The organism is Hamadaea sp. NPDC051192 (assembly GCF_040682475.1).
Taxonomy (GTDB): Bacteria; Actinomycetota; Actinomycetes; order Mycobacteriales; family Micromonosporaceae; genus Hamadaea; species Hamadaea flava.
Map to the genome: position 1 here is coordinate 1 of NZ_JBFBAZ010000100.1, position 12,887 is coordinate 12,887.

Genomic DNA, 12,887 nt, shown 5'->3' on the forward strand with positions numbered 1-12,887 from the left:
TCCGCTCGAGATCTAGACACCTCAGAACGTAGGAGCAGCAACGGCGTGCGCTGCGTTACGACACATCAGCTACCCACACATGTCGGTGGAGAGCCCATTTTCTCGCCTAGATCAACTTCTCCTCCGCCGACGGGAGCCGAACCCCGCGACCCGGACGGGCGAGCAGCCGGACCGTCAGGCAGCTGACCGTGCGAGGCCGCCTCCTCTGGCATAGTCCTCGGGCATGAGCGCCCCCGCGGCAGTCACCGAGACGACCCCGAAGGCCGGGCCGCGCGACAACTACGTGGACTTCCTGCGGGCGGCCAGCCTGATCGTCGTGGTGCTGTGGCATTGGGCCTTCACCATCCTGACCTGGGAGTCGAACGGTCCTCAGGCGGGCCCGCACGCGACCAGCCCGCTCGGGTTCACCCACGGTTTCTGGCTGGCCACCTGGCTGTTCCAGGTCATGCCGTTGTTCTTCTACGTCGGCGGGTACGTCCATCTCCGTTCCTGGGAACGGGCTCGGCTCAATGGCGTACAAATTGGAGCTTTCGTTGTCCGGCGCATCCGCAAGCTGGCCGTGCCGGCCGTGGTGGTGATGCTGGCCTGGATCGCGGTGGGCTCGGCCATCGGCGGGTATTTCAAGCTGGAGGGGATCGGCCGCGCGGTCCGGCTCATCATCAGTCCACTGTGGTTTCTCGCGATCTACCTGATGCTGATCGTGTTGCTGCCGGTGTCGCTCTGGCTGCACCGGCGCTACGGGAGCCTGGTGCTGGTCTGGCTGGGCGGCGCGGCGATGATGATCGACGTCGTCCGATTCAACTATCACATCGAGGCGGCGGGCTGGGCCAACATGGTGCTCGTCTGGGGCCTCGCCCATCAGGCGGGATTCTTCTACCAGAAGGTGGTCGACGCGCCGCGGCGCGCCGACTGGACGCTGCTCTGGGCCGGCCTGTTCGGGCTGGTCGGGCTCGTCGGCTCCGGCCTCTATCCGGGCTCGATGGTCGGCGTGCCGGGCGAACGCTTCTCCAACATGGCCCCGCCGACCTTCGTCATCGTCGCCCTGCTGCTGTTCCAGATCGGCGTGGTGGAGCTGCTCCGGCCCACCATGCAGCGCGTGCTGCTCCGGCCACGATGGGGCAAGGCGAACGACCTCATCAACCGCTTCTCACTGCCGCTCTATCTGGTCCACACCACCGGGCTCGCGATATTCCTTTTCCTCGCTTGGTTGCTGTTCGGTTACGAGTTCACGGACCGGACCGACGACCTCACCATCGATCTCCAATGGTGGCTGACCAGGCCACTCGCCGTCGTGGGCCCGCTGATCTGCACGCTTCCGGTGATCGTCCTCTTCAGCAGGATAGGGGTACGCCGAGAGCAGGGCGAGTGACGGAACGCGGTCGCACGGTAACTTCGAGACATGCCCGGTTATGACTGGATCTCGCTGACGACCGACTACGGCCTTTCCGACGGTTTCGTCGCCGCCTGCCACGGTGTCCTTGCCCGGACCTCCCCGGCCGCCCGCGTCATCGACATCTCCCACCTCGTACCGCCGGGTGACGTGGCCCGGGGCGCCGCCGTCCTCGCCCAGACGGTCACGCACCTGCCCCGCGCCGTCCACGTCGCCGTCGTCGATCCCGGCGTCGGCACCGAACGCCGGCCGGTCGCCCTCATCACGCCTGGCGGGATCCTCGTCGGACCGGACAACGGACTGCTGATCTGGGCCGCGCGCGAACTCGGCGGGATCGTCGGCGGCGTACACCTGACGAACGAGAAGTGGTTCGCCGGACGAGTCTCGCGTACGTTCCACGGCCGAGACGTCTTCTCCCCGGTCGCCGGGCGGATCGCCGCCGGCGCCTCCCTGATGGACGCCGGACCCGAAATCGACCCGGCGAGCCTCACCGTCCTCCCCGACCCGGTGGTCGCGATCGGCGACGGCTGGCTGGAATCCGAAGTACTCACGATCGACCGATTCGGCAACGTACAGCTCGCCGCCGACGGGTCGCTGCTGGCCGGACTACCCGGCCAGATCGTGGTCGGCGGCTGCCGGGCGATCAACGGCGCGACCTTCGCCGACGCGCCCCAAGGCGGGATGGTCGTGTTCCCCGACTCCGCCGAACGACTCGCGGTCGCGGTCAACGGCGGCCGGGCGGCAGTGGTCCTAGGAGTCACGGCCGGCGACGTCCTCCGCATCACGACCGACTGACCCCCCGCTCCCCCACTGGCGCTCCCCCACTGACGCTCCCCCTTCGGCTAGCCCCGTTGATCATGGAGTTTGCACCCTCGACACACCGACGAGACCGCAGTTAACTCCATGATCAACGGGGCTAAGGAACGGCGGGGCGGGGCGGGGCGGGCGCGCGGTCAGCACGGGGGCGAGCCGGGGGGAGGAGGCGGGTAGCGGAACGGCGCGCCGGCCACGGGGGCGGGCGCGCCGTTCGGCGTGCGAAAACGGGATCAGCTGGCGGTGCGCTCGAGCGTACGCCCGGGGCGCCGGTTGCGGGTCGCCATAAGGGTCGTCCGCAGCGGCGAATCGTGGCGTACGGTCACCGAAACCTGGCCGTCCGTGATCTTGGTATCCGGCGTCGTGACCTTGCGCGTACCCGGAATGACCTTGCGAGCCGAGCCCGCCGCGGCGGCCGCAGCCACCGGGGTCTCGACAGCACGGCCGCTCTCCAGGCCTTCGAGCTGTTCGGCGAGGGCGAGCGTGTCGCTCACCTCGCGAAGTACCTCGGACAGCTGTGCGCCCAGGGCATCGCAGATCGACGAGAGCAACTCCGACGACGCTTCCTTCTGGCCCCGCTCGATCTCCGAGAGATAGCCGAGGCTGACGTTGGCGGCGGTGGAGACCTCTCGTAGGGTCCTGTGCTGGCGCTGGCGGCGCCCGCGCAGTGCATCGCCGATGACGCGTCGCAACAGCACCATGACACACCCCCTAGCGGATCTATCCGGCAGATAGTGCTTGCCGCCGGTTGTCACCGACGGCTGATAACGACCCTACCCCTTGTCGAGACCCTCAGCCAGCAGCGCGAGCGCCGCTGAGACAGCCTGTGCCCGGATCGTGGCACGATCGCCGTCGAACCGCAGTCCTCGAACCTCGCGGTAGCCCTGCGGGCCGGCCACGCCGACGAAGACTGTTCCGACGCTCACACCGTCCTGCGGATCGGGACCGGCCACCCCTGTGGTGCCCACTCCCCAGTCAGCGCCGCAGGTCGCGGCGGCTCCGTGGGCAAGTTGGGCGGCCACCTCGGGGTCCACCGGCCCGTTCGCGGCCAGCAGGTCGGCGTCGACGCCGGCCAGCTTGGCCTTGAGGTCCGTCGCATACACGACCAGACCGCCACGGAACGTGCGAGAGACTCCAGGAACCTCGACCAGGGTCGCGGCGAGCAGGCCGCCTGTCAGCGACTCGGCCACCGCGATCGTCTGGCCACGCTTGATCAAAACGTCGACCACGTCGCGCACATTCCCCGGTTGGGCACTCATGGAACCTCCGACTTCTGACTCGCCAACCAGGCCTCGTGATCAGCGAGAACTTTCGCCCACAGCGTATTCGGGTTGATTCCGTCCAAACGAAGGCCAAACCGGGCAACTTCCGCGAGCCACTCGGCCTGCCCGGACACCTCGCGTACGGTCTTGCCCCCGGCCGCGTGCCGGATCACCTGACACCCCCGCAGAATGTCCGCCCCGTCCGCGTCACGTCGCTGGATCGTCAGGACCCGGGTGAAGCCCGATTCCGGCGACGTCGACAGGTACGCGTGATTGGCGGCGAACGTCTGCACGCCGTCGGCGACGGGGCCGAAGTCCATCCCGGTGAACGAAGCGTCCGCGGCATGGGCGAAGTGCCAGCCGTCTTCGACGACCTTCGACGGTTCCAGGGCGTACTCGAACGGGCCCTGGCGGTAGATCCCGGGACGCACCGGCAACGGTTCGTAGAGGGCGTCGCCGAGCCCGGCGTCGACGAACCACACGCCGTCAGGGCACTCCGGCGAGGGGAGCCCGGACACCGTCAGCGCCAGATGGTTGCCCGTCGCCCCGACCGGCTCGGAGGCGGTGTGCACTCCGCCGACATGCCAGGTCACGGCGTACCCGAGCTGGGTGAGCAGCGTCGCGAAGGCGCCGTTGAGCTGGTAGCAGTAGCCGCCCCGGCCACGGGTGATCCAGCCGAGCGACTCGGCCGGATCGATCCCCGGCGGCCGCCCACGATAGATCTCGATGTTCTCGTACGGAACCCGCTCCACATGGGCGCGATGTAGGGCGAACAGGTCGGCGACGCTCGGCTCGGTCGGGCGTACGCCCAGCCGGTCCAGATAGGCCTCGATCATCGGATCTCCCCTCACGGGGTCAGACCCGTTTCGCCGCCCGCATCCGCAACGCGGTCACGGCGTAATCGACCCCCGTGACGACGGTAACGATCAAGGCCGCTGCCATCAACCACGGTCCCACCGCGCTCAACGGGGAGGCGAACGGCCACAGGTACCAGGTGATCGCGGCGATCTGCAGAACCGTCTTCAGCTTGCCGCCCCGGCTTGCGGCGATGACGCCGTAGCGGATGACCCAGAACCGGAGCGCGGTCACGCCCCATTCGCGTACCAGGATGAGCAACGTGACCCACCACGGGAGCACGCCGTAGGCCGAGAGCAGGACCAGCGCGGATCCGGTCAGGGCCTTGTCCGCGATCGGATCGGCGACCTTGCCGAACGAGGTGATCAGGCCGAACCGGCGGGCGATCCAGCCGTCGACGAAGTCGGTGAGCGACGCGACGCCGAAGGTGAGCGCCGCCGCGATCCGCCAGCTGGAGTCGGTCATCTCCGACACGATCGTCAGGGCGACGAAGACCGGGACCAGCACGATGCGCAGCGCGGTCAGCACGTTGGCCGCGTTGAGGACCGGAACCTTCCGCACTCGCTCCTGCACAGCCGACACGTTAGTGGCCCCGAGAGCTCGGCGTCCGGCGCGCGTCGATCATCGCCACCGGCGTGGCGACCAGGTCGACGCCGTCAGCGGAGACCACGCGGGCCTGGACCAGGTCGCCGGGCTGAAGCGCGGCCAGGTCGACGCCGTCGTCGCCGCTGACCAGAGTGGTCGAACCGTCGACCTCGGGCGCCTGATGCTCGGCGCGGCCCTCGATCTCGTCGTCGTCGATCGAGTCGATCAGGACCTCGACGAGGGTGCCGACGCGCTCCTCGGCCCGCTGGGCGCACAGTTCCTCGGCCAGCGAGAGGATCTTGTCGTAACGCCGCTGGACGGTCCGCGGCGTGACCTTGCGGTCGAATCCGGCCGCCTCGGTGCCGTCCTCGTCGGAGTAGTCGAAGACGCCGATCGCGTCCAGCCGCGCCTCGGTCAGGAAGCGCTCCAGTTCGCGCACGTCAGCCGGGGTCTCCCCCGGGAAGCCCACGATGAAGTTGGAGCGGGCGCCCGCGTGCGGGGCCAGTGCGCGAGCCGACGCGAGCAGCTCCAGGAACCGGTCGGTCGAGCCGAACCGGCGCATCCGCCGCAGCACCGGCTCCGAGGAGTGCTGGAACGACAGATCGAAGTACGCCGCCACGCCCGGCGTCGTCGCGATCGTCTCCACCAGGCCCGGCCGAGTCTCGGCGGGTTGCAGGTAGCTGGCCCGGACGCGGACGATCCCGTCGATCGCGGCCAGCTGCGGCAGCAGCTTCTCCAGCGCCCGGGGATCGCCGAGATCCTTGCCGTAGGACGTCGAGTTCTCGCTGACCAGAACCAGTTCGCGGACGCCCGTCCCGGCCAGCCATTCCGCCTCGGCGAGCAGCTCGTCCGGCGTACGCGAGACGAACGCGCCGCGGAAGGCCGGGATGGCGCAGAAGGAGCACCGGCGGTCGCAGCCGCTGGCGAGTTTGAGGGAGGCGACCGGCGCGCTGTCGAGCCGGTGACGCAACACCGGCCGCAGGTGGGCCGGAGTCGCCGCGTCGACGGTGGTCGCCGCGTGGCCGGGGATGATCACGTCGGCCGACCGACGCTTCACCGGCGTCACCGGCAGCAGCTCGCGCCGGTCGCGCGGGGTATGCGCGGTCAGTTGCTCGCCGTGCCGGACCTTGTCCAGGACGGCGGCGATGCTCGGGTAGTCGTCGAAGCCGAGCACGGCGTCGGCCTCGGGCAGGATCTCGGCCAACTCCTTGCCGTAGCGCTCGGCCATGCAGCCGGCCGCGACGACCTTGGCCCCGGTCTGCGCGGCGGCCATCAGGGTGTCGATCGAGTCCCGCTTGGCCTTCTCCACGAAGCCGCAGGTGTTGACGAGCACCACGTCGGCGCCCTCACCGTCGGTCGTCACCTGCCAGCCGTCGCCGGCCAGCCGGGCGGCGAGCTCCTCGGAGTCGACCTCGTTACGGGCGCAGCCCAACGTGAGCAGGGCCACACGGGGCTGGGAAGTGGTGGAAGGCGGCACCCGACAAGACTACCGGGGACCTGCGACACACCCGTTCTCGTGTCCGCATAGTTGCAGATCACGGTTACGCAGGCGATCTTGGGCACGTTGGCATGCGTAACCGTGATCTGCCGGCTATCGGGACTGGGCGGCCCGTCGCTCCGCCAGGAGCAGCGCCGCGACCACCACGACGAGCGCGGCCAGCTGGGCGACGGCGTTCAGCCACAGCCCCAGCGGCACGGTCAGGAGCGCGCCGAGTCCGGCGAAGAACCGGAACCAGGGCGTACCGATCCGCAGGATGCGCCGGAACAGGGCGTCACCCAGCAGGAAGACGGCCACGCCCCCGCTCAACACGAGCGCCTGCGCCACCGAGATGTGGTCGGTGGCGTGCCCGATCGCCTTCTTCACCCCGGCGGCCAGCCCGATGACGCCCAGCAGCAGCGGCACGTGCGCCCAGCCGAAGGCGTGCAGCGCGGCCCGGCCGCGCTGGGCGACCGGCGTACGGTCCAGCGCCTCCTCCGCCGCGGAGTCGTCCCCGCCGAAGTAGACCCACCACAGCAGGAACGACAGCACCAGTCCGAGGAACGCGACGAAGATCAGGGTCGGCGTCAGCTCCAGGCCGCTCGCGCCGACGCCGATGGCGACGATCGACTCGCCCAGCGCGATGATCACGATGAGCCCGTGCCGCTCGACGAAATGCGCCGAACTGATGTTCCACTCCGTCAGCGGATGCAGGTACGGAGAGACGGTCATCACCAGCGCGGCCGCGATCCAGAGCACGGCCCGCCACGGGTCGGGCACGAATCCGCCCACCAGCACGAGCGAGGCGCTGACCAGGTTCAGCGGGGCGAGCAGGCGCATCGCCGCCGGGGCGACTCGCAGCAGTAGTCCGCTGTGGATCGCGTTGACGAGGAAGTAACCCACGCCGAACGCCCAGCCGGCCGCGCCGAACGCGTCCGGCAGCGCCAGCGCGATCAGCAGGAAACCCGCCATCCCGAGCAGGAGGAGCGCCCGGCGTACCGGGTCGGTGGGGGCAGCGGTGTTCGTCATCCAGGCGAACCCGTCGTACATCCACCAAATGATCAACAGCAGCAGGAGCACCTGGAGGGTGGTGCCGACGGTGAGATCGTGTGCCAGCACAGCGGTGAGCTGGGTGATGGTGAAGACGAAGACGAGGTCGAAGAAGAGTTCCAGGGTGGAGACGCGGACGACCGATTCACGGCCGGCCGGTACCTCAGGTGCTGTCACGGCGTCACGGTAACCGGTCGGTGACACGGGAGCGATCAGGTTTGCGCCGCCACCTAGGCGTCGGCGCCGAGGGACTCCAGGACCTCGGGAAGTTCGTCGGGCTTGATGAGCACCTCGCGCGCCTTGGAGCCCTCGGACGGCCCGACGATGCCGCGGGTCTCCATGAGGTCCATCAGCCGGCCGGCCTTGGCGAATCCGACGCGCAGTTTGCGCTGGAGCATGCTGGTCGAGCCGAGCTGGGAGGCGACGACCAGTTCGATCGCCTGCAACAGCAGCTGCAGGTCTTCGCCGATCTCCTCCTCCGCCTTCTTCTTGTTGTCGACCGGCGGCGGCGTGGTGACGTCCGAGCGGAACTGCGGTTCACGCTGCCGCTTGCAGAACTCGACGACCTCGACGATCTCCTTCTCGTCGACCCACGCGCCCTGGATCCGGATCGGCTTCGAGGCGCCCATCGGCAGGAAGAGCCCGTCGCCCCGGCCGATCAGCTTCTCCGCGCCGGGCTGGTCCAGGATGACCCGGGAGTCGGCGAGCGAGCTGGTGGCGAAGGCGAGCCGGGACGGGACGTTGGCCTTGATCAGGCCGGTGACCACGTCGACGCTCGGGCGCTGGGTCGCCAGCACCAGGTGGATGCCGGCCGCGCGGGCCAGCTGCGTGATGCGTACGACGGAGTCTTCGACGTCGCGCGGGGCCACCATCATCAGGTCGGCCAGCTCGTCCACGATCACCAGCAGGTACGGGTAGGGCTCGATGACCCGTTCCGACCCCGGCGGCGGCTTGACCTGGCCGGCCCGCACCTTGCGGTTGTACTCGTCGATGTGGCGTACGCCGGCCGCGGCGAGGTCGTCGTAGCGCATGTCCATCTCGCGGACGACCCAGTCGAGGGCGTCGGCGGCCTTCTTCGGGTTGGTCACGATCGGCGTCACGAGGTGCGGAATCCCCTCGTACGCCGTCAGCTCCACCCGCTTCGGGTCGACCAGCAGCAGCCGCACCTGGTCCGGAGTGGACCGGGCGAGGATCGAGACCAGCAACGAGTTGAGGCAGCTGGACTTGCCGGCGCCGGTCGCGCCCGCGATGAGGATGTGCGGCATCTTGGCCAGGTTGGCCACGACGTAGCCGCCTTCGATGTCCTTGCCGAGGCCGACGACCATCGGGTGGGTCTCCTGCTCGGCGACCCGGGACCGCAGCACGTCGCCGAGTGCCACGTCCTCCCGGTCGCTGTTGGGGACCTCGATGCCGATGGCGCTCTTGCCCGGGATCGGGCTGATGATCCGCACGTCCTGCGACTTGACGGCGTACGCGATGTTGCGGGACAGCTGGGTGACCCGTTCGACCTTGACCCCCCGGCCGAGTTCGACCTCGTAGCGGGTGACCGTCGGACCCCGGTTGAATCCGGTGACCGCGGCGTCCACGTCGAACTGCTCGAAGACGTGCCGCAGGGCCTCGATGACGTCGTCGTTGGCCTTCGACCGGGCGCGCGGTGCGGCTCCGTGGCCCAGCAAGGTCATCGGCGGCAGCACGTAGTCGCCGCCCAGTCCGGGCATCGCGAGCTGCTCCAGCTTGACCGCCTTCGGCGGCGGCGCGGTGTGCGCCGGGGGCTCCAGCTGCTTGCGCTCCTTCTTCCGCGTACGCGGAAGGACGATGGTCTCCTGCAGGTCCTCGATGACCTCGCCGTCGATGTCGCCCGGCCCGAACGGGTCCGGCAGCGGCTTGCGGCGGCGCGACGGCAGCGTCGGGCGCTCGTCGAGGTCGGGCCCGAACTCGTCCTCGTCCTCGGTGGATCCCCGGCCGCCGAACAGCCGGTCGCTCAGCGCGGCGAGTCGTTCCGGCACCTTGTTGAGCGGCGTCGCGGTGACCACCAGGAGGCCGAAGACCAGGAGCACCAGCAGTCCGGGCACCGCGACCCAGCCGCTGACCGCGTCCCGGAGCAGGCCGCCGGTGACCGCGCCGATGATGCCGCCGGCGGAGTCTCGCCCGATCTGGTCGGCCGGCGACTGGCTGATGTCGAACAGGCCGGTCAGCGCCAGCAGCAGGCTGCCCCAGCCCACGAGCCCGCTGCCCTGCCGATCCTCCTCCGACGCGTGCCGCATCATCCGGATCGAGGTGAAGCCCAGCAGCAACGGCAGTCCATTGGCGACGGAACCGAAGAAGAACCGCACCTTGTCCGCGATCCACGCGCCGACGGGCCCGCCCGCGTCGAACCACAGCGCCACCACGAGCAGCAGCGCGGTCACCAGACCGAGCAGGCCCAGGCCGTCGCGCCGATGCTCCGTCTCCAGCTCACGCGCCGTCGCCGCCTGCCGCCCCACCGCCCGCGCGGCCCAGCCGGTGGCGCCGGCCAGGCCGAAGAACAGCCCGCCGGACACCTTGCCCAGCACATCCAGCGGCCCCGGGAAACTCCGGTTCCGCCGGCGTGCGGTCGTTCTAGCAGGGGTACGCCGAGAGGTGCGGGACGCGGGGGTACGTGCCACCGCAGTGGACGCCTTCGGCGGGTTCACGCGGCGGCTCGGAGTCGGGGTGGTACGGCGCGCCATGCTTGACAGCGTAGAGGAGATCATCAACGAGGTACGGCATTCGCGAAAGCGTGTCACGCCGCAGGTCTCGTTGTGGCACTACGCCTGGCGGCGCTAGACCTCCAACACGGACGGCACGATCATCGGCCGCCGCCGGTACGCCTCGTTCACCCACTTGCCCACCACTCGGCGTACGAGCTGCTGGAGCTGGTGGGGGTCGGTGATGTTGTCGGCGGCGGCCCGGTCGAGCGCCTGCGTGATGACCGGCAGGACCGGGTCGAACGCAGTGGGGTCTTCGGAGAAGCCCTTCTGCGAGATCGTCGGGCCGCCGACCACCTTGCCGGTGACCGAGTCGACCACCACGGTGACCGCGATGAATCCGCCGTCGCCCAGGATGCGGCGCTCGGTGAGCAGGCTCTCGCCGACGTCGCCGATGGCCAGACCGTCCACGTAGACGTAGCGGCTCTTGACGTGGCCGACCAGCTCGGCCCGGCCGTCGACCAGGTCCACGACGTCGCCGTCCTCGCAGAGGACGATGCGGTCGGGCGCGACGCCGCTCTCGACGCCCAGCCGGGCGTGGGCGCGCAGGTGACGCCACTCGCCGTGGACGGGCATGAGGTTGCTGGGCTTGACCACGTTCAGCAGGTAGAGCAGCTCGCCGGCCGGCGAGTGGCCGGAGACGTGCACCTTGGCGACGTCCTTGTGGACGACGGTGGCGCCCTGCCGGGCGAGCTGGTTGATCACCCGGTAGACGCTGGTCTCGTTGCCCGGCACCAGCGAGCTGGCGAGCACGACCGTGTCGCCCGAGGCGATGGTGATGTGCCGGTGGTCGCCGGTGGCCATGCGGCCCAGCGCGCTCATCGGCTCGCCCTGGGAACCGGTCGACATGAGCACGATCTGCTCGGGCGGCAGCGTGGTCGCCTCGTCGATGCCGATCATCAGGCCCGGCGAGAGGTGCAGCAGGCCCAGATCGCGGGCGATGCCCATGTTGCGGACCATCGAGCGGCCGATGAAGGCGACCTTGCGGCCGTGCTCCTCGGCGGCGTCGAGCACCTGCTGGACGCGGTGCACGTGGGAGGCGAACGACGCCACGATGATGCGGCCGGTGGCCTTGGCGAAGATCGAGCTGATCACCGGCCCGATCTGCCGCTCCGAGGTCACGAAGCCGGGGATCTCTGCGTTGGTGGAGTCCGAGAGCAGCAGGTCGACGCCCTCCGCGCCGAGCCGGGCGAACCCGGCCAGGTCGGTGATCCGGCCGTCGAGCGGCAGCTGGTCCATCTTGAAGTCGCCGGTGTGCAGCACGAGGCCGGCCGGCGTCCGGATGGCGACCGCCATGGCGTCCGGGATGGAGTGGTTGACCGCGAAGAACTCCGCCTCGAACGGGCCGAGCTGCTCCCGCTGTCCCTCCACGACGGTGAGCGAGTACGGCGTGATCCGGCGCTCGGCGAGCTTCGCCTCGACCAGGGCCAGTGTGAACCGGGAGCCCACGAGGGGGATGTCGGGCTTGTGCGCCAACAGGTAGGGCACCGCTCCGATGTGGTCCTCGTGGCCATGCGTGAGGACGATCGCCTGCACGTCGTCCAACCGGTCCAGGATGGGCTCGAAGTCGGGCAGGATGAGGTCGACGCCGGGCTGCTCGGTGTCCGGGAAGAGCACCCCGCAGTCGACGACGAGCAGCTTGCCGTCGAACTCGAAGACGGTCATGTTGCGCCCGATGGCGCCGAGCCCACCCAACGGGATGACACGGAGGCCGCCTTCCGGCAGCGGTGGTGGTGCGGGCAACTCCACGTGCGCTTCGGTCACTTCACAACTCCTGTGGTCCATGGGCGGCCGCGTGCTGCGCAGCCGCGTTTCGCGAGTCAGAGAGGCAGGCCGGCCGCGTCGCAGTCGGCCCGCAGCTGGGCGAGCTCAGCCTCGGTGGCGTCGACCAGCGGCGGGCGCATCGGCCCGGCGGGCAGGCCCTTCGCGTTCATCGCGGCCTTGACGAGGATCGCGCCCTGGGTCCGGAAGATCCCGGTGAACAGCGGCAGCAGCTGGCGGTGCAGCCGCACCGCCTCCGCCGTGTCCCCATCGTGGTACGCCGAGATGAGGCGGGTCGCCACCGCCCCGGTGAGATGCGTGGACGTCCCGACGAGACCGGTCGCGCCGATCGACAACAGCGGCAGCGTCAACGCGTCGTCGCCGCTGTAGTACGCGAGGTCGGTGTCCCGCAGCACCCAGGAGCTGGCGGTCAGGTCGCCCTTGGCGTCCTTGACCGCGACGATCCGGTCGTGCTCGGCGAGTCGCAGGAACGTGTCGGTCGCGATCGGGACACCGCTGCGGCCGGGGATGTCGTAGAGCATCATCGGCAGCCCGGTGGCGTCGGCGACCGTGCGGAAATGGGCGAGCAGCCCGGCCTGCGGCGGCTTGTTGTAGTACGGCGTGACGACGAGCAGGCCGTGCGCGCCCGCCTTCTCGGCGGACCGGGCCAGCTCGACGGTGTGGTGGGTGCTGAACGTGCCGACTCCGGCGACGACCTGGGCCCGATCGCCGACCGCCTCGACGACGGCGCGCAGGATCGTCTCCTTCTCCGCGTCGGAGGTGGTCGGGCTCTCCCCGGTGGTCCCGTTGATCACGAGCGCGTCGTTGTGCTGCTCGTCCACCAGGTACGCGGCCAGCCGGGCGGCGCCGTCCACGTCGAGCGAGCCGTCCGCCCGGAACGGGGTCACCATGGCGGTGAGCAGGCGGCCGAACGGCCGCCGTGAGTCGCGCGTCATACTTGCCAACTT

At 69.8% G+C, this 12,887-nt stretch carries 11 protein-coding genes; 2 read left to right on the top strand and 9 right to left on the bottom strand.

Annotation, left to right across the window (positions count from 1 at the left end):
- Positions 1-223: 223 nt before the first annotated feature.
- Together AB0M47_RS30685 and AB0M47_RS30690 are read left to right on the top strand one after the other, a co-directional pair.
- On the top strand, positions 224-1,369 hold the full coding sequence (locus AB0M47_RS30685) for an acyltransferase (RefSeq protein WP_363420189.1): 1,146 nt from the start codon (positions 224-226) through the stop codon (positions 1,367-1,369).
- Between the two features lie 30 nt (positions 1,370-1,399).
- Positions 1,400-2,185 carry an SAM-dependent chlorinase/fluorinase gene (locus AB0M47_RS30690; protein WP_363420191.1) on the top strand — a complete coding sequence of 262 codons (786 nt, stop codon included), beginning with the start codon at positions 1,400-1,402 and terminating at the stop codon, positions 2,183-2,185.
- 251 nt (positions 2,186-2,436) lie between these two features.
- Here AB0M47_RS30690 and AB0M47_RS30695 read toward each other — a convergent pair whose 3' ends face one another.
- From AB0M47_RS30695 to dapA, 9 genes are all read right to left on the bottom strand, one after another.
- Positions 2,437-2,904, bottom strand: a complete 468-nt coding sequence (locus AB0M47_RS30695; RefSeq protein WP_363420193.1) for a helix-turn-helix transcriptional regulator — start codon at positions 2,902-2,904, stop codon at positions 2,437-2,439.
- A 72-nt stretch (positions 2,905-2,976) separates the two neighbouring features.
- Positions 2,977-3,462: a CinA family protein gene (locus tag AB0M47_RS30700; protein WP_363420195.1), complete on the bottom strand. Its 486-nt coding sequence runs from the start codon at positions 3,460-3,462 to the stop codon at positions 2,977-2,979.
- Entirely contained in the window at positions 3,459-4,301 is an 843-nt protein-coding gene (locus tag AB0M47_RS30705; RefSeq protein WP_363420197.1) for an arylamine N-acetyltransferase, read from the bottom strand. Before AB0M47_RS30705 ends, AB0M47_RS30700 begins: the two co-directional genes overlap by 4 nt.
- A 19-nt stretch (positions 4,302-4,320) precedes the next feature.
- Positions 4,321-4,893: a CDP-diacylglycerol--glycerol-3-phosphate 3-phosphatidyltransferase gene (gene pgsA, locus AB0M47_RS30710; RefSeq protein WP_363420199.1), complete on the bottom strand. Its 573-nt coding sequence runs from the start codon at positions 4,891-4,893 to the stop codon at positions 4,321-4,323.
- Positions 4,894-4,903: 10 nt separating this feature from the next.
- Positions 4,904-6,382 carry a 30S ribosomal protein S12 methylthiotransferase RimO gene (gene rimO / locus AB0M47_RS30715; protein ID WP_363420201.1) on the bottom strand — a complete coding sequence of 493 codons (1,479 nt, stop codon included), beginning with the start codon at positions 6,380-6,382 and terminating at the stop codon, positions 4,904-4,906.
- Between the two features lie 114 nt (positions 6,383-6,496).
- Positions 6,497-7,609 (bottom strand): low temperature requirement protein A, encoded by a 1,113-nt coding sequence (locus AB0M47_RS30720; RefSeq protein ID WP_363420203.1) that lies wholly within the window; start codon positions 7,607-7,609, stop codon positions 6,497-6,499.
- A gap of 53 nt (positions 7,610-7,662) precedes the next feature.
- Positions 7,663-10,140: a DNA translocase FtsK 4TM domain-containing protein gene (locus AB0M47_RS30725; RefSeq protein WP_363420205.1), complete on the bottom strand. Its 2,478-nt coding sequence runs from the start codon at positions 10,138-10,140 to the stop codon at positions 7,663-7,665.
- Between the two features lie 93 nt (positions 10,141-10,233).
- Positions 10,234-11,922 carry a ribonuclease J gene (locus AB0M47_RS30730; protein ID WP_363420206.1) on the bottom strand — a complete coding sequence of 563 codons (1,689 nt, stop codon included), beginning with the start codon at positions 11,920-11,922 and terminating at the stop codon, positions 10,234-10,236.
- A 56-nt stretch (positions 11,923-11,978) separates the two neighbouring features.
- Positions 11,979-12,875 (bottom strand): 4-hydroxy-tetrahydrodipicolinate synthase, encoded by an 897-nt coding sequence (gene dapA / locus AB0M47_RS30735; RefSeq protein WP_363420208.1) that lies wholly within the window; start codon positions 12,873-12,875, stop codon positions 11,979-11,981.
- Positions 12,876-12,887 lie beyond the last annotated feature (12 nt).

Bases quoted from the DNA above. Each gene is read 5' to 3' on its own strand.
- AB0M47_RS30695 (WP_363420193.1), bottom strand. From the start codon at position 2,904: ATGGTGCTGTTGCGACGCGTCATCGGCGATGCACTGCGCGGGCGCCGC.
- AB0M47_RS30725 (WP_363420205.1), bottom strand. From the start codon at position 10,140: ATGGCGCGCCGTACCACCCCGACTCCGAGCCGCCGCGTGAACCCGCCG.
- AB0M47_RS30700 (WP_363420195.1), bottom strand. From the start codon at position 3,462: ATGAGTGCCCAACCGGGGAATGTGCGCGACGTGGTCGACGTTTTGATC.
- AB0M47_RS30705 (WP_363420197.1), bottom strand. From the start codon at position 4,301: ATGATCGAGGCCTATCTGGACCGGCTGGGCGTACGCCCGACCGAGCCG.
- AB0M47_RS30690 (WP_363420191.1), top strand. From the start codon at position 1,400: ATGCCCGGTTATGACTGGATCTCGCTGACGACCGACTACGGCCTTTCC.
- AB0M47_RS30685 (WP_363420189.1), top strand. From the start codon at position 224: ATGAGCGCCCCCGCGGCAGTCACCGAGACGACCCCGAAGGCCGGGCCG.
- dapA (WP_363420208.1), bottom strand. From the start codon at position 12,875: ATGACGCGCGACTCACGGCGGCCGTTCGGCCGCCTGCTCACCGCCATG.